Here is a 21387-nt window from a genome sequence, read left to right as displayed (position 1 = left end):
TTTACTCCATTTTTTGTTCCAATAATGGTTCATACATCATAATCGCATGATTTTCAACGATAAATTCATCATCTATCAACTGCTTTTTGCGATTATATATTTTTCGATTTAAAATATTATGCCTAACATATCCTCCCCAATATGCAGGCGTGATTTGATGCTCTTTTTCATATATTTCATAACTGTATAAAGATGGATTTAATGCCCTCCATTCCCCAACTAAATGTGTATCTGTTAACGATAAATGCAATTGATACGGTTCGTTCGTATTATTTTTTATTTGTAAATCCAGGTAGTTATATGCACAGGTTGCTCCGCTCCCAAATGGCTGTGTTCTGTTGGAGTCCGGAAATACATCATAACTATGACGATTTCTTTCTGTAATCGTTAAAGGAGTATGTAATGTCATCCAGTAAAGTAAATTGGAAAGCTGACAAAGCCCACCGCCAATTCCTTTTTTAAAAGTACCATAATAAAGAACCATACCGTCAACATAGCCTTTTTTCTTCTTTGGTTTGCCAATAAGCTTCCAATAGGAAAAGGTTTCCCCAGGATGTATGACAACCCCGTTTAATTGTTTAATAGCGATTTCTAAATTCTTAATTTTATTATACTGGTACCACATATCTACCCCGCGTAATGGTCTTAATAACATGGTTTGATGCTTATAAATGATATGCGGAAACCACTCAAGCTGTTTCTCTTTCGCATATATATTTTTGTCAAAAATCCAAGCCAAATAACGCTTAAAGATAAAATAATGTTTTCCAATGAATATCCTAATACGAGATCTTTTTTTCGGGCGCAGCTTTGTGATATCCACATTATTCCCCCTTGCAAAGAGCATCCTTTTAGTTTCAGATTAACAGGTCTTTCCAATTGCATCAACAATATTTCTTAATTTTAAGATTTTTACGAATAACAGTTGACTCATATTACGCATATACTGTATCATAACAGAATAAAAATAAATAAACTGTATTATAGTAGATGATAAAGGAGGAATAACTAGATGTTAGGAAACCCAGTTGAATTTTTCCGTAATTTGTCTAAAAAAGTTTGTCCGGAATGCGGGGAGCATATCCATGAGGAACAAGCAGAGTCCTATATTATGGAGTGTGAACGCTGTCTTGCAAAGAGAGAGGAGTAGTACTCCTCTTTTTTGTCATCCTTTCCATTGCTCCTACTACCATCTATAATAAAAGGATAAATGAATATAGAGAGGAAGGAAGCATTTGACTGAAAAATTGTTTTATAGTGAACCAAAAACGTTTGAATGGTCTACTGAAATTACGAGTATACATGAAAGGGATAATAAAATTATCGTAACGTTGGCTAAAACAGCTTTTTACCCTACTGGAGGGGGACAGCCACATGATGTAGGGTATATTGATTCGATAAGAGTACTGGATGTTTTTGAGGAAAATGATGAAATCTATCATACACTTGAAACAAAACCAGTTAATAAAAAGATTCAATGCAAAATAGATAAGCATCGGCGTGTAGATCATACTCAACACCATACCGGACAACATCTGTTATCAGCAGTTTGTATCGAATTATTTGATGCACATACTATCAGTTTTCATCTTGGGGAAGTAACGGTGACGATCGATTTGGAAGTGCCGGATCTTACGGATAAACAATTAAAAGCTATAGAAGCAAGGGCCAATCAATACATATATGAAAATAGAAAAGTAAAAACATATATTGTTCCAGAAGAAGAATTATCCAATATCCCGTTAAGAAAAATTCCCGATGTGACTGGTGACATTCGAATTGTCGAAATTGAAGGATTAGATTACTCTGCATGCTGCGGTACTCATGTGGAGGGAACTCTGGAAATCGGATTAATAAAGCTGATAAAAACAGAAAAACAACGCAGGAATACTAGACTTCACTTTTTATGCGGATTTAGGGCCATTCAGGATTACCAGGAGAAACATGATATTCTTGCAGCTCTTACAAAAAATTTATCTACATCAAAAGAGGAAATCCACGGTCGTATCGAGAAAATGGAAAATGAAAAAAGGGAAATGCAGCGAAAGCTAGATGCAGCATTAAATGAAAATGCTACATACTTAGCAGATGAACTATTGAAGTCGAACCGAGAACCAATACTAGTTAAATCATTTTCTGATAAGTCTGTACAAGATTTACAAGTCCTTGCGAGACAGTTAATTGCTAACACGGATAAAATTATTATTTTAGCTTCCGTTCCTGATAAAAGATGTTTAATCCAGCATAATGGGGAAAATGATTTTCAATGTGGAGCATTTGTAAAAGAAAACATCTCTTCTTTTAATGGAAAAGGCGGAGGTTCTAAAAACACTGCACAAGTAACATTCACAAGTGATGAGGAAATGGTTTCCTTTTTGGATTTCATTAAAAATGCACTAATAGCAAAATCCCCACAAGTGTAAGTGGGGATTTTGCATCTTATAATTTCTCTAATTTAGAAACTACCAATTCACAAATTTTATGTGTTGCCAATGCATCCTTTGTGGAAATTTTAGGAGAAGAATCCCCTTTTAATGCTTGAATAAAATCATCCACAATCTGATAAAAGCCACGTTTATGAAGGGTTGGCTCCCAATCGCTTCCTACAAGTTTTAATTCATTACGATCTTGATAAATGGTGACATCGGCAACATTTGTAGCTACTCTTTTTTCATTGGGACTCATGACTTCCAGCTTTTCTTCAGAAGTACCGCTATCACGGTTCATGATTCCGATGGCAGTACATTCCTTTGCAATAAACTGAACGACTGCATGATAGAGGTTTTTGCCCTCTTTTCTGCCGTTAACAATTATATTTTCAATTGGTGTAGGCAATAAATATTTTATCGTATCCAGCACATGAATAAAATCATCGTATACAAAAGTCCTTATATCATTTGGCAATCCCTTTCGATTTTTCTGCATCAGAATCATATTAGGGTTTTGCAATTCTTTTAGTTTTTGATAAGAAGGTGCATATCGACGATTAAAACCAACCATTAATAATAATTGATTTTTCTCCGCTAATTCAACCAATTGCTTTGCAGAATCATAATCATAGGAAATTGGCTTATCCACGTAAACATGGATATGGTTCGATAAAAGTTTATGTACAATATCAAAATGTGATTCCGTCGATGAATGCACAAAAGCCCCTTCAATCCCGCTATCTATTAATGAGTCAATACTTTCATGTACGTTTTCAAACCGATATTGCTTAGAAATACTTGAAAGTCGTTGTTTGTTTCTCGTAAAAAGATGAAATTCAACATCGTCTCTTTGCCCATATACGGGTAAGTATGCCTTTGCAGCAATGTCGCCTAAACCAATAATACCTATTTTTAACATTGTATCCCCCCGTTTCTTTTGCTCATTCGAACAATGACTTTTTGACTTAACCTTATTTCTAATCGTACAAAATGAACTTATCCTCCAAAAAAGAAATCCAACACATTGGATGCAGTAGAGGATTGTTTATTATAGAACTCCGAGTATCCGCAGTTTTTACAATACACAACGGTAAATTGATTGTGCTGAATATCAAACATTTTGGATAATCCCGTACCTGTCATGGCAACGTCTTTTTGAGCTGCGTCGGTACTTCCGCATTTTATACAGCCTTTCTTTTCAGTCATGCAACTATCACTCCTTTTTATCCTTATATAACCTATTACGAATGAACACCTCTTTTTGTTTCACTCGCTTAAATATGTGGTATAAATAAAAAAGAGGCAAATCTATTAAAATAGATTAAACCTCTTAATCCTGCTATTCAATAATTTTTACTTCTACGTTACGTACACCCCATTGCTTCGCTTTCGAAAGTGATGGGATAAATATATCAATTTTATGTCCTTTTATTGCTCCTCCAGTATCCGCTGCAATCGCATATCCATAGCCTTCCACATACACTTTTGAGCCAAGTGGAATAACGTTTGGATCTACTGAAATAACTTTTTTCTCTGGATGATCTTTGATATTGACCCCAGTAGCTGTGATACCGGAACATTTTTCACAATTTGCCGTATACGCGGTCGCTCTCATTTGAATAACCTTTTTAACATTATCAGTTGTGTTTTTTGCTGCCTGTTCTTTTTCAGGTTGTTTTTTGGTTACGGGCTTTGCTGCCACACTAGCATTCTTTACAGAAGAAGATTCAACCTTTTTCGATTCGTTATCATCTTTGGATGCCTTTTTCGTATCTTCTTCTGGATAGACTACTAATTCATCATTTGGGTGGATTAAATCAGCCGTTAGGTTGTTCCATTGCTTTAATTGATCTACTGTTACATTGTAGTTATTTGCAATATCCCAAATGGTATCTCCATTTTTTACAACATAAGTTTCTTTATTTAAAATGGTTAGTTTTTGATCTGGATAAATTAAGTCGTTCGATAAGTGATTCCATTTCATTAATGAATCAACATTTGTATGATGTTCATTGGATATCTTCCAAAGTGAATCACCTAATTTAACATTGTATTCGGCAGCAAAAGTATTTCCAGTTACGACTCCGGTCAGCGTAAACGCTGCTGCTATAGCTGTAAATGCTTTTTTCATTTTTTTACCTCCCTTTGCTAGCAAACCAATTTTGCTAACTGAGCCAATACTAACACACGAAAATAACAATACAATGTCAACAACATGTTCGTTTCATTACGCTCCCGTTTCAACTAATGTAACAATCTGTCACATTGTAATATATTGAAATAGCGATAAATTTCAAAATATAAAAAGTCTACTCCATTAGGAGCAGACTCAAATCTTATTCTTCTGCTATTTTCTCCAATGGGCTTTCGGCAGGTCCTTCTATTACATCTCCTTGAATAGAGAATCTTGAACCATGACAAGGACAGTCCCATGTGCGATCTCCTGAGTTCCACTCGACCTCACAGCCAAGATGCGTACATGTAGTATCAACGACATAAACCTTTCCATCCTTATCCCGATAAGCTCCGGCTCGCCTTCCATTTACATTAACAACAGAACCTTGGTCAGGTTCCAATTCATCGATACGCATTAAAGGATATTCCAATTTTCCTTCTATTAAATGTTTTGCTACATCTATATTCGTTGAAAGAAAGGATTTCATACTTGTATCGCCAAACCTGGATGGAGTATATAAATCACGATATGGATTTTCTTTTTCCATTATAAGATCCTTCAATAAATTTGCAGCAACCGTACTATTTGTCATCCCCCATTTTCGAAAACCTGTAGCGACAAAAATATTAGGGTGACCACCGGTTATTTGTCCTATGTAAGGGACTTTATCCAAAGTTGTTAAATCCTGCGCTGACCATCTAAATAAATACTCTTTAATGCCAAAGGTCTCTTCTGCAAAATTCTCTAGAGCTTGATAATGTAAAATCGTAGAAATACCTTGTCCTGTTTTATGATTCTCTCCGCCAATTAACAGCAATTCTTCATCACCAAGCATAGCAGTACGTAAGGAACGCGTTGGCTGCTCCGCATTTATGTACATCCCACCATTAAACTCCTTCTCTGGTTTTATGGCAATAATATAGGATCTTTCCGCATACATCCTTGTAGGATAGAAGCCAAGCCCATCATAAAAAGGAAAATGGGAGCATGCACAAACATATCTACAGATTACAGACGGTCCACCGCTAGTCCTTACCTTTAATTTTTCCTCTGTATCTACATCTGTAGCGGTTGTTTTTTCAAAAATAACCCCACCGTTAGAAACAATGTATTCCACTAATGGTTTCAAATATTTCAATGGGTGAAAATGCGCCTGATTACTCATTTTAAGAGCTGCTTTAACTGAAAAATCTGCTGGTACTCTGTCTGAGATTTCCCCTTTTATGCCTAATTTTTCGTATGCAATCATCTCATTTTTCAGCTTATTTATATAATCATCTGAATTAGTATAAATAAACGCATCTTCATTTGTAAAATCACATTCTATATTATGTTCCTTTACCATATCGCGAATAAATGTAATTGCATTGTTATTTGCTTCATAATATAATCTAGCACTTTCACCACCAATTGTTTGGATTAGTTCATCATAGATTAACCCATGCTGAGCTGTTATTTTTGCAGTAGTATGTCCTGTTGTTCCATTCAACAGATTTCCCGCTTCAATTAAAGCAACCTTAAACCCTTCCTTCACTAACAAATAAGCTGTTGTAATACCCGTAATTCCTCCTCCAACAACCGTTACATCCACTTCGATATCTTCATTAAGCTGCGAAAATTTTGGAAAATCTATCTTATCTCTCCATAATGGTTCAGGAAATTGCGGTATTTGTTTGCGGGCAGATTCCTCATTTACCATTCTTTATATCCTCCTATTTGTAGACTTTTCTTCAGTTTTCCCATTCATGACCAAAGTAATGTAGAAAAGTCGCGAAATAAGAAACTATTGTAAACAACGAATAGATTTTAATGGATTAGAAATGCTTTTAATATGGTTCTTTTCTTAAAATATCGATTAATAATAATTAGCATCATAAAAAAACATGCCTCGAATCTAAGTCTACAATAGGATTTTAGTTATTATTCAAAAAAAGCATGAATATAATCAAACCTAGAAAACGGAGATGGTCAAATGAAAGATAAACACGATAAAATTCTGACAAATGCGCCTGAAAGACCAGCTATTACTATTAATACAGCTGGTGATAATATAACAGGCACGAAATATGCACCTGGCGATTCGGTTAATGAGTTTGAGCATTTGAAGGATGCAAATACAATCCTTGCTAAAGATGAAATCCAACAACAAAATGAAAATTTATAAAAACTTTAAAAAGCTAAAATCCCGCTGGTGATTTTAGCTTTATTTATTTATGAAAAAAAATAATATAGCACTTTATAACCTTATCACTTAAATTATCACCTCCAGTGAAAGGAGCCGTCAGGAAGCTGATTTCTACGTCTCCTCTACGCCGGTAAAGCATCAGGTGAAAATGGAAGTGCTATTTTCAAATTGGTGAAATTTGAAGTGCATTTTCACTAGCTCCTGAGGTACTTCTATTTGTTTCCTTTGGTTTCGGTGAAGACACTTATAAACCGTACGCCTATAGGCAAGGCGCTTTCCATTTGAATTAAAGATGCCTTTTACATTTATTCCATGATATAATCAAACAGATATTATATGTGGAGGTCGTAATGATTTGATTACAGTAAACAAAGTAGGTTTACGTTATGGAGAACGTAAACTATTCGAAGATATTAATATTAAATTTACTCCAGGCAATTGCTATGGCCTTATTGGTGCCAACGGTGCAGGAAAATCAACTTTTTTGAAAATTTTGGCTGGCGATTTAGAACCGCAATCGGGTGACGTGCATATTACACCTGGAGAAAGACTGGCGGTATTAAAGCAAAATCATTTTGAATATGAAGAACATGAGGTATTGAAAGTCGTAATAATGGGGCATACACGCTTGTATGAAGTGATGCAAGAAAAGGATGCCATTTATATGAAGGCTGATTTTACTGATGAAGATGGAATGAAAGCTGCTGAACTTGAAGGAGAGTTTGCCGAACTAAACGGTTGGGAGGCTGAATCAGAAGCAGCCATTTTATTAAAAGGATTAGGGATTGGGGAAGAACTTCATACAAAGAAAATGGAAGAACTCACTGGTGCCGAAAAAGTAAAAGTACTCCTTGCACAAGCATTATTCGGAAAACCGGATATTCTGTTATTGGATGAGCCAACGAACCATTTGGATTTAAAAGCAATCCAATGGTTGGAGGAATTCCTCATTAACTTCGAAAATACTGTCATTGTTGTTTCCCATGACCGTCATTTCTTAAACAAAGTATGTACTCATATTGCTGATTTAGATTTCGGCAAAATTCAGCTTTATGTCGGTAATTATGATTTCTGGTATGAATCCAGTCAGCTAGCACAAAAAATGATGCAGGAAGCGAATAAGAAAAAAGAAGAACAAATTAAAGAGCTTCAAGCATTTATTGCAAGATTTAGCGCCAATGCTTCAAAGTCAAAACAAGCAACATCACGGAAAAAATTATTGGATAAAATTACATTAGATGATATCAGGCCTTCTTCCCGAAAATACCCATACGTACATTTTACTCCTGAACGCGAAATAGGAAATGATTTATTACGTGTGGAAGGTTTAACGAAAACCATTGACGGTGTCAAAGTATTGGATAATGTAAGCTTTATTATGAATAAAGACGACAAGATTGCATTAGTAGGCCAAAATGAAATTGCAAAAACGACCCTTTTCAAAATCTTGTCTGGTGAAATGGAACCAGACAGCGGCTCCTATAAATGGGGTGTTACTACTTCACAAGCCTATTTTCCAAAGGATAATAGCGAGTACTTTGAAAATGGCGAGTTAAACTTAGTTGATTGGTTGCGTCAATATTCACCTCTTGACCAAAGTGAAAGCTTTTTAAGAGGCTTCCTTGGCAGAATGCTATTTTCCGGTGAAGAGGTAATGAAAAAAGCAAATGTGTTATCCGGTGGAGAAAAAGTACGTTGTATGCTTTCAAAAATGATGCTAAGCGGATCCAATGTCCTGCTGCTTGATGAACCAACAAACCATTTAGATCTTGAATCGATTACTGCATTGAATAACGGGTTAATTCGCTTTAAAGGTTCTTTAATCTTTGCTTCACATGATCATCAGTTTATCCAAACGATTGCAAATCGTATTATTGAATTAACTCCAAATGGCATGATTGATAAAGTCATGACGTATGATGAGTATTTAGAGAACGACGATATTCAGGCCCAATTGACTAAATTATATGCTTAACTAGAAAAGTGCAAGTACCTTGCCCATTGGCGTAGTATTTCATAGTAAGGATACGTTGAAATCCTCCTGCCGATGGCTGCCGCTTGCGCTAGACAAAAACAACACCATTAAAACAATGAAATTAGTAAAAAAATTTACCAATAATGAAGGAATCAACATTTACGTTGATTCCTTTTTTTGATCATTTCATATCATATAAATATATTCTTTAAGGGTGTGAAGCTTTTTATGACAATATCAGGAAGTGAATATATTAAAAGAATTGATGCTTTAAACAATGAGGTTTGGGTGAATGGACAGAAAATAACCGGGAATATTTCAGAACATCCAGCATTTAAAGGCATTATGAAGAGCAAGGCACACTTATTTGATTTGCAAAACAATGAAGATCATAAAGAACTTTTAACCTTTAAAACATCATCCAAAAAGGAAGTTGGATTTTCTTTTCAACAGCCTACAACGTTAAAAGAGTTAGAAAAGCGGAGGATTGCTACTGCATTTTGGTCCAGAACAAATGCTGGCATGCTTGGAAGGTCGCCTGATTACGTGAATACCGCGATAATGTCATTAGGTACTGCTCATAATTTATTCGGGAAAAATGATCCAAATTTCGGCTCTAATATCCTTCATATATATCAAAAAGCTATGGAAAAAGATCTTACTTTTACACACACGTTTATCAATCCGCAAGTGAATCGATCCACAAGTTATATGGAGGAAGATTCCAATATCATCGCAGCAAAAATCATCAAGGAAAATACAGATGGAATTGTTATTAAGGGGGCACGTTTACTATCCACTCAAGGAGGTATAACAGACGAACTTTTAGTAATTCCGGCAGGAGGAAACTTTATTGATGAATCTTATATTTATGCATTTACAATCCCCTCTAATACACCAGGCTTAAAATTTCTTTGCCGAGAATCTTTTGTATTAAGTGATTCCCCTTTTGATCATCCACTTGGCTCCCGCTTCGAAGAAATGGATACGGTTGTTGTGTTTGATGAGGTACTTGTGCCTTGGGAGAATGTATTTTTATATAAGGATTACGACATAGCTTTTTCTATGTTTCAAGAAACAAATTTTAATACATTATTACTATATCAGGCTTTAACGAGAATGATCGTGAAGACAGAATTTATCCTTGGACTTGCGGAAAGTTTAATAGATGCCATTAATATTGGAGAATATCAGCATGTCAAAGATAAAGTCAGTGAAGTTATTGTAACGTTGGAAATCTTAAAAGGCCTTCAATTCTCTGCAGAAATACAAGCAAAAAAAAATAATTGTGGAACTTTGGTGCCAGATGCGAAACCGTTGAATGCGGCAATTTATTATTATCCGCGGATGTACCCAAGATTAGTGGAAATTATCCAGTTATTAAGCGGAAGCAGTTTGATTACACTTCCTACGGATAAAGATTTTCATTCACCGGTACGTAACTATATTGATCAATATCTTCAAGGAGCCAATTCCACCGCAGAAGACAAAGTAAAACTATTTCGGTTGGCATGGGATTTATGTATGAGTCCATTCGGAACTAGACAAACTCACTTTGAACGCTTTTTTTTCGGTGACCCTGTTAAGTTATCCATGGGCCTATACAATGGATATAATAAAAATGAATATGTTGATTATATTAAGCAATTTTTATCGTAATGGGACAGAGGGACAGGTCAGGTCCCTCGTTCCTACCTTTGGTTTTTCACGCTATGAAAGGCTTCCATCATTTCCTGATAGCTAGTGCATCTGCAAATATTAGATTCCATCCAATCTTGAATAGTCTCGTCATCTGCATCTGGAAATAGGGATAATAAAGAATGTGCATTCATAATAAATCCCGGTGTACAAAACCCGCATTGAAACGCATTTTTTTCAACATATGCCTGTTGAATCGGAGTGAATTTTAACCCTTCTATTGTTAGGATTTCTTTATCCAATGCTTCGATTGCGAGCATAAGACAGGACTTTTGGGGCCATCCATCTACATTAACAGTACATGCTCCACAATCCCCGTTTCCACAGCCATATTTAGTTCCTGTTAATCCAAGTTCCTCCCGAATAACCGTTAATAAGGTATCTGCTGCACGAAAATGTACTTCTCTTTCTTCTCCATTTACATGTAAGTAACTATTGAAATATTTGGAGCCCGCCACCTACTCCACCTCCAGCTTCTGAAAAATTTCAAGTAAGTTTTTTTCTAATAAATACTTTTTATAATCAGCAGAACCCTGAATATCATCAATAATTGGCTTTGGCCATGCATCAATTGCTTCTTTTATTCTATCTTTGTAAGCCAATTGTCGATTGTTTAATCGATTGTCAATGGTTTCCTCATGGATTGGGAGTAATGATATTCCGCTAACAGCTATTTTTAATCTTCCATTTATCTTAATAGCATTAATAGATATAACAGGATATCCGACCGTTCCTATAGTTCTTATCTTTTTTGCATAATAAGGAGCATTTATATACTCTTCATCTACTACTAATTGAACAAGTAAAGTTCCGGCAGGCAGTTGATATTCCTCATTAAATGCATCTTTAATAGGGATTTCTCTAATCCCTCCTTCGTTTGCTATGACAACATTGCTATCCGTTATCAAAAATGGAAGAATTCCTTCTTTAAAGCGAATATTACTGCAAATATTTCCACCTAAAGAAATTTTATTTCTGGCTGTTTGGTCTGCAATTTCAATAGCCGTTTTACTTAATAATGGAAAGCTATCTTGGTAGACTGATTGAGTTAAAGAAATGCAAGATCCTAGAATCAATTTTTGTTCTCTCTCCAAAAGAATATTACACTCTGGTATCCCATTTATATCAATAACTGCATCCGTAAATAAACTGCTCGTTCTTCCTAGGGTAATGATTTCAGTACCGCCTCCAAAATACATTGGCGTTTTCCCGCTTAATAGAAAATGCTGATATAAACTGACAGCCTCCTGAATGGTATAGACTTTCATGTATTCAAAATTAAAAGGTATCATGATTGTACTCCATTCTTGATCCGCCATAAATTTTCCGGGGTTAATGGAAGAATCATTAATTCTTTTTCCATCGCATTGGAAAGACTGTTTGCTAATGCTGCAGGAATGCCTATGATGCCATGCTCCCCTATTCCGCGAATCCCATATGGAGAATCTAAGAACGGAGTTTCGACAAAATCAACAATATATTCAGGATTCTCGCCATATCTTAACATATGATAAGTCCTAAGCTGAGGATTTAATACTTCCCCTTTATTAGAAAAATCAAATTTCTCTCTAGTAGCAAAACTTAGACCCATATGGGCTGCCCCCATTACTTGCCCCTTTGCAAGTAGTGGATTAATTAACCTTCCACAATCAATGACAGCAAAAACTCTTTTAAGCTCATATGTGAAATTTTCCTCATCATATTCTACTTCGACCGCTTCAGCACCAACTGTCCATTCCGGCCCTGGAACCCCCTTTCCTGTTTCCGGATCAATGGGGACAATATTTCGCAAAATATATTTTCCTCTTCCAATAATTTCTCCGCCAATCGCACTTCCCTTGGGATATTTATATCCATGAGCAAGCTCCGCCATTGGAATGCTCCTAACTGGATTTGCTCTTAGGTAAACTTTCCCTTCCCCTACCTCTAAATCTTCTTCTTCCACTAAAAAAATTTTGGCGGCAACATGCTTAAATTGTGCAATTGCATCATTACATGCATCCATTACAGCCCTGCCGACCATAAATGTGCCTCTGCTCGCTACTGTTTTCCAATGCTCGGGAGTTATTTCCGTATCCACCGACATTTTTACATGTACCATATCTACATCCATTTTGAAACGCTCTGCAATGATTTGCGTTAAAGCTGTTTTGGTGCCTTGACCAAGTTCTACCAACCCGCAGTTTAGGTTCATGCTCCCATCATTATTAAAGGTAATGATTGCACCAGACCCTGCATCCGAATCAATATTGGAGGTTTTCCACAGACCGCTTATTCCAAGTGATCGAATTTTACCATTACCAATTTTTTGCCGGTAATTGATATTGGGACCTATAAGCTCTTTTAGCCTTTTTAAGCATTTTGTCATGTTTCCTATATTACTTTTAGTTAATGGTGTTTGTGTTGGGGTAGTATCTCCTTCCTTAATGGCATTTATTAGCCGAAAATCAATGGGATCCATATTTAGTTCCTTAGCTAAAATATCCATGGTTCGATCAGCAGCAAACGTTAGTTCCGAGTGGCTAAAGCCGCGAAATGAAGTAGAATAAGGGTGATTTGTATACATACAATAGGAATCACACCAAACATTTTCTATATTATAAGGTCCGGTGCAATCAATTCCTGCTGATTTACTCATATCAACTCCCTTATCTGAATAAGCACCTCCGTCAAACAAATAAGTGTATTTCGCAGCTTGAATCTTACCATCTGATGTACATCCGATTTTAACAGTAGCGGTAAGTCCAATGTGAACTGGTGACATAATAAGATCCTCTTCTCTAGAATTCAACACTTTAACGGGTTTTCCGCCGACAGCCCTTGAAGCAATATATGCAAGGTATTCCAGTTGTATTGCTGCCTTTCCCCCATATGCTCCACCAACAAGGGGTGTATGAACATCGACTTTTCCTTCCTCGATGTTAAAAATACTGGATATGGATTTTTTTATTAAATATGGCGCTTGTGAGGATGAGTGAATAATAACAATGCCAGAGGGAGTAATTTCAGCAGTTGCACATCTTGTTTCCATTGCTGCATGGTCGGCTTGTGTAAAGGAGTAGCTTTTTTCTACAATAACATCACATTTTGAAAATCCAGCGTCAATATTGCCTTTTCTAATTTTCGTATGGTTTGCAATGTTGGTACTGGGTACAGGATATATACCTTTCATCACTTCATATTTCCCTAGATTTTCATGGACTAGAGGTGAATTTTGCTGCATTGCCTCTAGTGGTGAATTAACGACTGGAAGGGGGGAGTAGTTAACTTTGATAAAATTCGCGGCTTGTTTTGCCTGATATTTTTTTTCCGCTACAATCATAACGACAGGCTCACCATAATGGCGTACTTTATCATAGGCAAGAGGTGGATGGTCCAAAATATCTTCTCCAGTCATCGGAAGATTTTCACCAGTTATAATGGCTCTAACACCATGAATTCTTTTAGCCTGTGATATATCTATAGAAAGAATTTTCGCATGTGCATGAGGGCTGCGAACAAATGCAGTTTCCAATATGTGTGAAAAGGCGATATCATTAGTATATCTTGCATTTCCTGTTACTTTATTAAGGGCTTCCTTTCTTATGATGCTTTTGCCCAACCCAGACATAAGAATATAACCTCCTGAACAGAAAAATTGTACCTTTTATTTCTATATGCACTAAATTATTTATATATGTAATATCAACCTTTATAAAAATAAAAACTCGCCATATTTGACGAGTATGAGTGATATTAGTACTTCAAAATTCACCTATTCGTTAAGTAAATATTCTACACGTTTTATCATGTGAGCTAAGCGTTCTGCATTCTTTTTATACATTTGCTGTGCTTCCTTTGATTCAGTTGCAAGGGTGAAAAGCTCCATATCTGCTTGACATTTTTTTATAGTAGCAAGTAACAAAGCTCTTTCCTGAGATTTTGGAATTTGAATTTTATCATCAAATATATCAACAGTTAATTTTCCGTACGAATCGATTTGTCCGACCACTATATTATCCAAAGCAACATTTAGTTTTTGCAGCTCCGCTTCCAGCCATGCGCGATTATATCCTGTTAGTCCCAATGGTTCATCTAAAATTTTTCCTTCCATAATAACTGTCTGCGGTTCTTTTTCTGATGGGACTTTCATTTGTATATCTTTTGGTGTTAACGGTTGACTTTCTTTTTTCATCAATACACTTAAATCGCCGCTTGGTTCTAAAACGGCAAATTCGACGTCCGCAATATTAAAGGCATTTTTCTGCCGAAGAAGCTCCATGATATTATCTATACTGTATTTTTCCTTATTTAAGGTATCCTCTTGTATTTTTCCGTCTTTTATAACAACTGTTGCTTTACCTTCAAGTACTTCACGAACCTTTTTATTTTTTAACGTACTAAAACTGATAATAAGAGGAATAACCGTCCATACAAGCAAACTGCTTACACCGTAAAAAAAATTTGATTTTACACCAACTGAAGTCTCTGCTGAAATATCGCCAATCGTTATTCCAATAATATATTCAAAGAGGGAGAGTTGTGATATTTGTTTTTTACCTCGAATTTTTGTCAGAATAAACAAAACAATAAGTATGGATAAGGACCTAATTATAACTTCTAACCATCCTGGCAAGTTCATTACACACTCTCCTTTCTCTATCCCTTATATTGGGGTTCTTCTCTTTCCAAAGAATAAACACGACTTTGCAGATCTTGAATGATCTCTTCCGTTTCCATCATACATTCATGAAATATCCGTTTTGCTTCATCATCTCTTGATACAAGAGCCAAATGACTAAAATTATTTTTTGCCCCTTGAAGACTTGCTATACAATTTTTCACATCCGATGCAACCGTCACATTGAATCCCCCTTTTGCAAATGATTAATTACCGGCGGTTATGCGGATAAGACCGCCGGTAAAACAAACGCAGTTATTGTTGTTTATATTGTGGTTCTTCTTGTTCAACCTCATTCATTCTTGGTGTTAAAGTATCGATAATTGTTTGTGTTTGTTGTGCACATGTTTGATAAAGCTGTTTAGCTTGTTGGTTATCCGTTGCTAAAGCAAAGCTTTCTAAGTTAGCCTGTGCACTTTTTAGGCCAGAAACAGTTTGTTTAATATTATTAATTACTGTCATATTAACTCCCTCCATTGTTTTCGAGCGTAATTTGTTCATATTGAACGAAATTATTTTGTGAAAAAGCTCGTTCTTTTATGATTTGAAATAATTCCCTACTAAAATCCTTCCAATTATAGCAATTTACCATATTCAAATTTTTCAAATTAATATATAATAAAATTTGTTAGGGATACGAAATGTTCCCATTATTCATATTTTTAAAGGAGGAATCAATATGCAGAAAACCGTTGAAAAAAGATTAACGCGTTCAGAGGTTCCTGTAGAAAATACATGGAATTTAAAGGATTTATTTGCTTCTGATGATCTTTGGGAAGCAGAGCTTAAATCAATTGAAACTGATATTTCAAGTGTAAGTCAGTTTAAAGGGAAACTTCATACAGGTGCGAAAGTTTTATTAAAATGTCTATACGCAGAGGAGCAGTTACACATCCGTGTCGTTAGAGTTGCTACTTACGCTAGCTTAAAATCCTCTGAAGATGGGTCTAATCCAGTTAATCAAGGAAATTCCTCCTTAGTTGCAGGAATGCTTGCAAAATTAGGTGCAGCTTTATCATTTATTGAGACAGAAATATTATCTCTTTCTGAAGGAACGGTTGAGAGATATTTACAAGAAGAGGCAGAGTTAGAAGTTTATAAAAATAAATTAAATGATTTATTAGAGAAAAAGAAATATATCCTTTCTCCGGAAGTCGAAGAGCTTTTAGCATCTTTGAGCGAAATACATAATTCACCATATACTATTTATCAGCTTGGCAAGTCTTCTGATATGCAATTTGACTCAATCCATGAAGGCGACAATGAATTGCCAATGTCCTTTGCCTTGTATGAAGACCGTTATGAATTGTCCACAAATACAGAGGTCCGAAGAAAAGCATATGATTCATTCATTAAAACTTTGGAACAATATAAAAACACTTTTGCAGCAACATATGCAACCGAAGTGAAGAAACAAGTTGCTATCTCGCGTGCCCGCAATTATTCTTCTGTTACTGAAATGCTTTTACACCCGCAAAAAGTAACAGAGGAAATGTATAATAATCAATTGGACATTATTCAGACGGAACTTGCACCTCATATGCAGCGTTTTGCAAATTTGAAAAAACGTGAATTAGGCTTAGAAAAATGTTGTTCTGTGATTTAAAGGCTCCTTTAGACCCAGACTTCAATCCAAAAACAACCTTTGGGGAAGCAGCCAATATGATCCTCGATGCACTTGAAGTAATGGGTCCTGAATACAGCCAAATTATGAAAACAGCATTATCTCAAAGATGGGTAGATTTAGCAGATAATATTGGTAAGTCAACAGGTGCATTTTGCTCCAGTCCATATGGTGTGCATCCATATATTTTGATTACATGGACAGATACGATGCGCGGCGCCTTTGTCTTAGCTCACGAATTAGGTCATGCAGGTCACTTCTATCTTGCCGGGAAAAATCAAAGAATAGTTAATACCCGTCCATCCATGTATTTTGTTGAAGCACCATCTACGATGAATGAACTTTTGCTTGCCAATCATATTCTTTCAAAAACGAATGATAAGCGCATGAAGCGTTGGGTTATCTCTAGTCTTTTAGGAACGTACTATCATAATTTTGTCACCCATCTTCTTGAAGGAGAATTCCAAAGACGAGTTTACAGTCTTGCGGAAGCTGGTAAACCATTAACAGCAAAAGCACTTTGTGAACAAAAATATGAAACAATTTCTAATTTCTGGGGAGATGCTGTTGAACTAGATGAAGGTGCAAGCTTAACTTGGATGCGTCAACCACATTATTATATGGGACTGTATCCATATACGTATTCTGCCGGTTTAACTGTATCTACTGCAGTTTCCCAAATGATTCAAGAAGAAGGTCAACCAGCAGTTGATCGTTGGTTAGACGTGTTAAAATCCGGAGGTACTTTAAAACCTCTTGATTTAATTAAAAAAGCCGGTGTCGATATGTCAAAACCAGATGCGATTAAAAAAGCGGTTGCATATGTCGGTTATTTAGTAGATGAATTAGAAAAAAGTTACGAATAAGGAAAGCGAAAAATAAAACAAAAAACGCCCTAGCCGATTATTAATCGGTTTTCGGGCGTTTTTTTGCTATTAGAAGCGCTACTTGAAACATTGTTAATGGAAGTGAAGTCTTTTTCCGATACGCCATGTATTTTGGTTCCCATGTATCGGCGTACTTTTCTTTAAAATTTTTCAATCCTTTAAAATGATAGATGAAACTGCCATGTAAATAGATTTGCGATGCTAGCTTTTCTCCTAAAAACGAATATTTGGACAAACCGACATTTGCTAAAGGTGCCATTCCAATATTAAACTGACTATATCCATTTTGACCTGCCCATTCAAATAGATGAATAAACATAAAATCCATAATCCCAGGCGGTATATCAGACAATTGACGCATAAGGTCCAAAGATAGTGTTTTATGATCATCATATTTTGGCATTAACGATGTAAAAGCAATAGGAACACCTTCTTCATTTTTCACAACAGCAATTGGTCCTAAATTTAAATAATCTTTGTCAAAAAAACCTAGTGAAAAACCTTTTTCCAATCTCCCTTGCAGCCATTGCTCCGAAATAAACTGTAAACGTGTTAGTAATTCGTCTGAGAAAGGAGGTTCCAGTACGTTACATGAAAAGCCCTCTCTCTCCAGTTTATTTTTCACGGCTCTTAAATTTTTCATTTTTTTCCCAGACAAAGAAAATTCCTCAACATTAACAAATGCTTCCTCACCTAATTTAAAGAAGTCATAGCCATTTTCATGCAGCATCGGAAGCATTTCTTTCGTAACCTCGTAATATACGGGAGTATATCCATACAAGTTAGCAACATCATGAAATTCTTCAATACAATCATGAAATTCTCGGTGATCTCCTACCGGATTACCTAGTACAACAAGCTTGTCCGCATATTTTTGAAAAGCAAACAGAACATTGCCTGATCTGCTCCAATAAATCATTTTGTCATGCAAAAATATTAAATGGGATAAAACAGTACCCCCATATTTTTGCAAATGTTCCATAATTTTCTCCGTCTCATTAATGGAGGATTGAAATTGTGCCTCATATGGTTTTTTCAGCCAGTACACAAAGTAAATGACGATTAATGCAATAATTAATCCTAAAACGGCACTTTTAAATAAATCACCAGGATCCAAAATCATGTATTTTCGTATAAAATGGGGAATTTTCATTTTCTCGCTATGTTGCGGTAAATTCATATACCCAATGAAAAAATACAATATGATAAAGAAAAGGATCCCCAGAAAATCGAATGCAGCTCTTCCCCATGTTACAACAAAGTTAATGCGATAAAAGCTTTTTTTCGATAACCATAAGATAAACGCAACGATGATTAAAAAAATTGCCTGTTCATAATTTAAGTTTTTTGTAATTGATAAGATAGCTGCAAAAATAAGCATGAACATGGTGAAATAATAAGCCCATTTCACTCTGTATTCAATTCCTCTTGATAAAAACAGCAATAATAAACCTGCTGCAACCGACAATTGATGAGAAAGGTTCATTATGGGAAAAGAAAGAAATTCCCTTAAGAATTTAACCCTTTCCAATACTCCAGGAAGAGATGCGGAAATTAACAAAATAATCCCGGAGAAAAATACTAAAATGGTGATAATCCAATGGCTAATATTTCGCGCCAAAAAATGAATGACCTGTCTGTACGGTTCATCTAAATCATTCCATAGCTTTTTCACAAACAAAATGGTACCGAGAATGAACGGAATAATATAATAACTAATCCGATAAAAAAGCAGAATCAACAAGATTTTTTCCGTAGGTACATGGAGACTTTCAAACCCTAGTAGCATAATTAAGTCAAAGGAACCGATACCTCCAGGAATCATACTGACAATTCCTGCACAGGACGCAACAATAAATATTGGGAATAACTCCCTCAGCGTAATATGAATATGAAGAATATTGGCGATAGTTAAAAACAACAAAATGGCAAACATCCATTCAAAAATGGATATCAATGCAAGCTCTAAAATATAGATGGTTTTAAAATGCTCCCCTTGATCCTTTCGTTCTCTTAATTTTGTTAAAAGAATTAGAATAGGTGCATATAGGCTTATCCCCCATACAGCTAGCTTTATCCATTTCATTCCCGCTAAAAAACTTGTTTGCATTATCCCTAGAGACACAATCCAACTTAAAATGGAAAGCCCCGCCAAATAAAATAGCGATATTTGAGCGATATTTTTTACCAACTTCCCGCGATCTTTGAATTTACCTTTAAAAAAGTAAGTTCTTAAACTTAATCCAGCTACTCCCCCAAAACCAATAAAATTAGAATATGTATTGATGGTTAACGAATATTTTGCCATTTCCAATTTTGGTATCCCAAGATTAAGAATTCGATTTAACACTAGATCGTAAAATAACATTGGAGTAACAGCAATAATTCCTAGTATGATAATAATAATGATATTGTGAACATTTAATTGATCTAGATGATTTTTGATTAAATTTATATCAAAATTCTTTATCATTTTTCTTGATTCTAAAAAAATAAATAATAGAAGAAGAACTGGGAATAAGAATTTCAAAGTATTTAATACCTTCTTATTCAGTTTCAAAAAATTGCACCCGCTTTCCATTCAACCTATCCACTAGTATATACTAAAACTTTCCTATTTTAAAACTAAATATTTTATGAAATGGATAATGCAGGGAAAAAATTTTTGTATAAAAAAAGGTAGCAACCGCTACCTTTTTTACATTTTCACTGTGTTTTCTTCTTCTATTCTTTTTAATCTTTCTTCTACTTCCTCTTGTGTTAAACCGTGCTCTTTCACATAAAGATTTCTTGGATGTACACGGCATTCGTGTGTACAACCGCGCAAATATTTATGTTCATTTTCTTCTGAGCATAGAATTTGTTTATTACACTCAGGGTTTGCACAATTCACATAACGTTCACAAGGTTCACCAGTAAAATAGTCCTTCCCTACAATGACATGCTCTTTATGGTTGATAGGAACAGCAATACGCTCATCGAATACATAGCATTGACCATCCCATAATTCACCCTTTACCTCCGGGTCCTTACCGTACGAAACGATTCCACCATGAAGCTGTGCTACATCTTCAAATCCTTCGCGTACTAGCCATCCTGAAAACTTTTCACAGCGGATCCCACCTGTGCAATAGGTTAGGATTTTTTTACCCTCTAATTTATCTTTATTAGCCCGAACCCAATCTGGTAATTCCCTGAACGTTTCAATATCAGGCTTGATAGCACCTCTAAAGTGTCCAAGTTCATATTCATAGTCATTCCTTGCATCCAAAACGACCGTATTTTCATCTTGCATCGCTTCAAAAAACTCTTTTGGACTATAATATTTACCAGTCAGTTCATTTGGATTAATATCATCTTCTAATCGTAAAGTAACAAGCTCTTTACGCGGTCTAACATGCATTTTCTTAAATGCATGACCATCCGCTTCATCTACTTTAAAAACAATCCCTTTAAAACGAGGATCATTTTTCATCATGTTCATATATTCCTCTGTTTTTTCAACTGTTCCTGAGAGTGTTCCGTTAATTCCTTCATGCGCAACAAGAATTCTTCCTTTTAAGCCTTGCTCTTTACAATATTTTAAGTGCTCTGCTGCAAATTCCTCAGGATTTTCAATATCAGTATAATAATAATACAGTAATACTCTATAAGGTTTTGTTTCTGACATGTTATTACCACCTATCGATTTATATTTGCAAGATATAAATGTATTTAGGTTGTATATGATATACACTTTTCTCTTACAAGAAA

General features: G+C 35.4%; 18 protein-coding genes and 1 pseudogene. 6 read left to right on the top strand and 13 right to left on the bottom strand.

Annotated features, from left to right (window positions below; genetic code table 11):
- Position 1: 1 nt before the first annotated feature.
- A complete protein-coding gene (locus AN964_RS10405; RefSeq protein WP_055739609.1) occupies positions 2-823 on the bottom strand; it encodes a VanW family protein in 822 nt (273 codons plus the stop codon).
- A gap of 189 nt (positions 824-1012) precedes the next feature.
- Here AN964_RS10405 and yhfH point away from each other — a divergent pair, with 189 nt between their 5' ends.
- Complete coding sequence (gene yhfH, locus AN964_RS25500) at positions 1013-1150, top strand: protein YhfH (RefSeq protein WP_083489302.1); 138 nt, start codon at positions 1013-1015, stop codon at positions 1148-1150.
- 85 nt (positions 1151-1235) lie between these two features.
- The gene (locus AN964_RS10400; protein ID WP_055739608.1) at positions 1236-2423 is read left to right on the top strand and encodes an alanyl-tRNA editing protein; all 1188 of its coding nucleotides are present in this window, start codon (positions 1236-1238) and stop codon (positions 2421-2423) included.
- A gap of 16 nt (positions 2424-2439) precedes the next feature.
- On the opposite strand, the gene AN964_RS10395 is transcribed toward AN964_RS10400, so the two are convergent.
- From AN964_RS10395 to AN964_RS10380, 4 genes are all read right to left on the bottom strand, one after another.
- Positions 2440-3348 carry a Gfo/Idh/MocA family protein gene (locus AN964_RS10395; protein ID WP_055739607.1) on the bottom strand — a complete coding sequence of 303 codons (909 nt, stop codon included), beginning with the start codon at positions 3346-3348 and terminating at the stop codon, positions 2440-2442.
- A gap of 77 nt (positions 3349-3425) precedes the next feature.
- Positions 3426-3635 (bottom strand): zinc ribbon domain-containing protein, encoded by a 210-nt coding sequence (locus AN964_RS10390; protein ID WP_055739606.1) that lies wholly within the window; start codon positions 3633-3635, stop codon positions 3426-3428.
- Between the two features lie 133 nt (positions 3636-3768).
- A complete protein-coding gene (locus tag AN964_RS10385) occupies positions 3769-4560 on the bottom strand; it encodes a LysM peptidoglycan-binding and 3D domain-containing protein (RefSeq protein WP_055739605.1) in 792 nt (263 codons plus the stop codon).
- Between the two features lie 205 nt (positions 4561-4765).
- Positions 4766-6304, bottom strand: a complete 1539-nt coding sequence (locus AN964_RS10380) for an FAD-dependent oxidoreductase (protein WP_055739604.1) — start codon at positions 6302-6304, stop codon at positions 4766-4768.
- 273 nt (positions 6305-6577) lie between these two features.
- Here AN964_RS10380 and AN964_RS10375 point away from each other — a divergent pair, with 273 nt between their 5' ends.
- From AN964_RS10375 to hpaB, 3 genes are all read left to right on the top strand, one after another.
- Complete coding sequence (locus tag AN964_RS10375; RefSeq protein ID WP_055739603.1) at positions 6578-6769, top strand: hypothetical protein; 192 nt, start codon at positions 6578-6580, stop codon at positions 6767-6769.
- 376 nt (positions 6770-7145) lie between these two features.
- Complete coding sequence (locus tag AN964_RS10370; RefSeq protein ID WP_055739602.1) at positions 7146-8765, top strand: ABC-F family ATP-binding cassette domain-containing protein; 1620 nt, start codon at positions 7146-7148, stop codon at positions 8763-8765.
- Between the two features lie 228 nt (positions 8766-8993).
- Positions 8994-10424: a 4-hydroxyphenylacetate 3-monooxygenase, oxygenase component gene (hpaB, locus tag AN964_RS10365; protein ID WP_055739601.1), complete on the top strand. Its 1431-nt coding sequence runs from the start codon at positions 8994-8996 to the stop codon at positions 10422-10424.
- A 32-nt stretch (positions 10425-10456) separates the two neighbouring features.
- Here hpaB and AN964_RS10360 read toward each other — a convergent pair whose 3' ends face one another.
- From AN964_RS10360 to AN964_RS10335, 6 genes are all read right to left on the bottom strand, one after another.
- Complete coding sequence (locus tag AN964_RS10360; RefSeq protein ID WP_055739600.1) at positions 10457-10921, bottom strand: (2Fe-2S)-binding protein; 465 nt, start codon at positions 10919-10921, stop codon at positions 10457-10459.
- Positions 10922-11755 carry an FAD binding domain-containing protein gene (locus tag AN964_RS10355; protein ID WP_055739599.1) on the bottom strand — a complete coding sequence of 278 codons (834 nt, stop codon included), beginning with the start codon at positions 11753-11755 and terminating at the stop codon, positions 10922-10924.
- A complete protein-coding gene (locus AN964_RS10350) occupies positions 11752-14073 on the bottom strand; it encodes a xanthine dehydrogenase family protein molybdopterin-binding subunit (protein WP_055739598.1) in 2322 nt (773 codons plus the stop codon). The genes AN964_RS10355 and AN964_RS10350 overlap by 4 nt, the downstream gene beginning before the upstream one ends.
- Before the next feature lie 144 nt (positions 14074-14217).
- Positions 14218-15084 (bottom strand): DUF421 domain-containing protein, encoded by an 867-nt coding sequence (locus AN964_RS10345; protein ID WP_055739597.1) that lies wholly within the window; start codon positions 15082-15084, stop codon positions 14218-14220.
- A 17-nt stretch (positions 15085-15101) separates the two neighbouring features.
- Positions 15102-15305, bottom strand: a complete 204-nt coding sequence (locus AN964_RS10340) for a DUF1657 domain-containing protein (RefSeq protein ID WP_055739596.1) — start codon at positions 15303-15305, stop codon at positions 15102-15104.
- Positions 15306-15378: 73 nt separating this feature from the next.
- A complete protein-coding gene (locus tag AN964_RS10335) occupies positions 15379-15585 on the bottom strand; it encodes a DUF1657 domain-containing protein (protein WP_055739595.1) in 207 nt (68 codons plus the stop codon).
- Positions 15586-15802: 217 nt separating this feature from the next.
- Here AN964_RS10335 and pepF point away from each other — a divergent pair.
- Positions 15803-17613, top strand: a pseudogene (gene pepF, locus AN964_RS10330) (oligoendopeptidase F).
- A gap of 40 nt (positions 17614-17653) precedes the next feature.
- On the opposite strand, the gene mprF reads toward pepF, so the two are convergent.
- Together mprF and trhO are read right to left on the bottom strand one after the other, a co-directional pair.
- Entirely contained in the window at positions 17654-20194 is a 2541-nt protein-coding gene (gene mprF / locus AN964_RS10325) for a bifunctional lysylphosphatidylglycerol flippase/synthetase MprF (RefSeq protein WP_235950425.1), read from the bottom strand.
- Between the two features lie 138 nt (positions 20195-20332).
- Positions 20333-21304, bottom strand: a complete 972-nt coding sequence (gene trhO / locus AN964_RS10320) for an oxygen-dependent tRNA uridine(34) hydroxylase TrhO (protein WP_055739593.1) — start codon at positions 21302-21304, stop codon at positions 20333-20335.
- Between the last annotated feature and the right edge of the window lie 83 nt (positions 21305-21387).

The organism is Heyndrickxia shackletonii (assembly GCF_001420715.1).
Classification (GTDB): Bacteria; Bacillota; Bacilli; order Bacillales; family Bacillaceae_C; genus Margalitia; species Margalitia shackletonii.
This window is presented reverse-complemented; position numbering and strand designations above follow the sequence as displayed.

Coding starts and splice junctions, on each gene's coding strand:
- trhO (WP_055739593.1), bottom strand. CDS start 21,304: ATGTCAGAAACAAAACCTTATAGAGTATTACTGTATTATTATTATACT.
- AN964_RS10380 (WP_055739604.1), bottom strand. CDS start 6,304: ATGGTAAATGAGGAATCTGCCCGCAAACAAATACCGCAATTTCCTGAA.
- AN964_RS10385 (WP_055739605.1), bottom strand. CDS start 4,560: ATGAAAAAAGCATTTACAGCTATAGCAGCAGCGTTTACGCTGACCGGA.
- AN964_RS10350 (WP_055739598.1), bottom strand. CDS start 14,073: ATGTCTGGGTTGGGCAAAAGCATCATAAGAAAGGAAGCCCTTAATAAA.
- hpaB (WP_055739601.1), top strand. CDS start 8,994: ATGACAATATCAGGAAGTGAATATATTAAAAGAATTGATGCTTTAAAC.
- AN964_RS10345 (WP_055739597.1), bottom strand. CDS start 15,084: ATGAACTTGCCAGGATGGTTAGAAGTTATAATTAGGTCCTTATCCATA.
- AN964_RS10335 (WP_055739595.1), bottom strand. CDS start 15,585: ATGACAGTAATTAATAATATTAAACAAACTGTTTCTGGCCTAAAAAGT.
- yhfH (WP_083489302.1), top strand. CDS start 1,013: ATGTTAGGAAACCCAGTTGAATTTTTCCGTAATTTGTCTAAAAAAGTT.
- AN964_RS10355 (WP_055739599.1), bottom strand. CDS start 11,755: ATGATACCTTTTAATTTTGAATACATGAAAGTCTATACCATTCAGGAG.
- AN964_RS10375 (WP_055739603.1), top strand. CDS start 6,578: ATGAAAGATAAACACGATAAAATTCTGACAAATGCGCCTGAAAGACCA.
- AN964_RS10390 (WP_055739606.1), bottom strand. CDS start 3,635: ATGACTGAAAAGAAAGGCTGTATAAAATGCGGAAGTACCGACGCAGCT.
- AN964_RS10395 (WP_055739607.1), bottom strand. CDS start 3,348: ATGTTAAAAATAGGTATTATTGGTTTAGGCGACATTGCTGCAAAGGCA.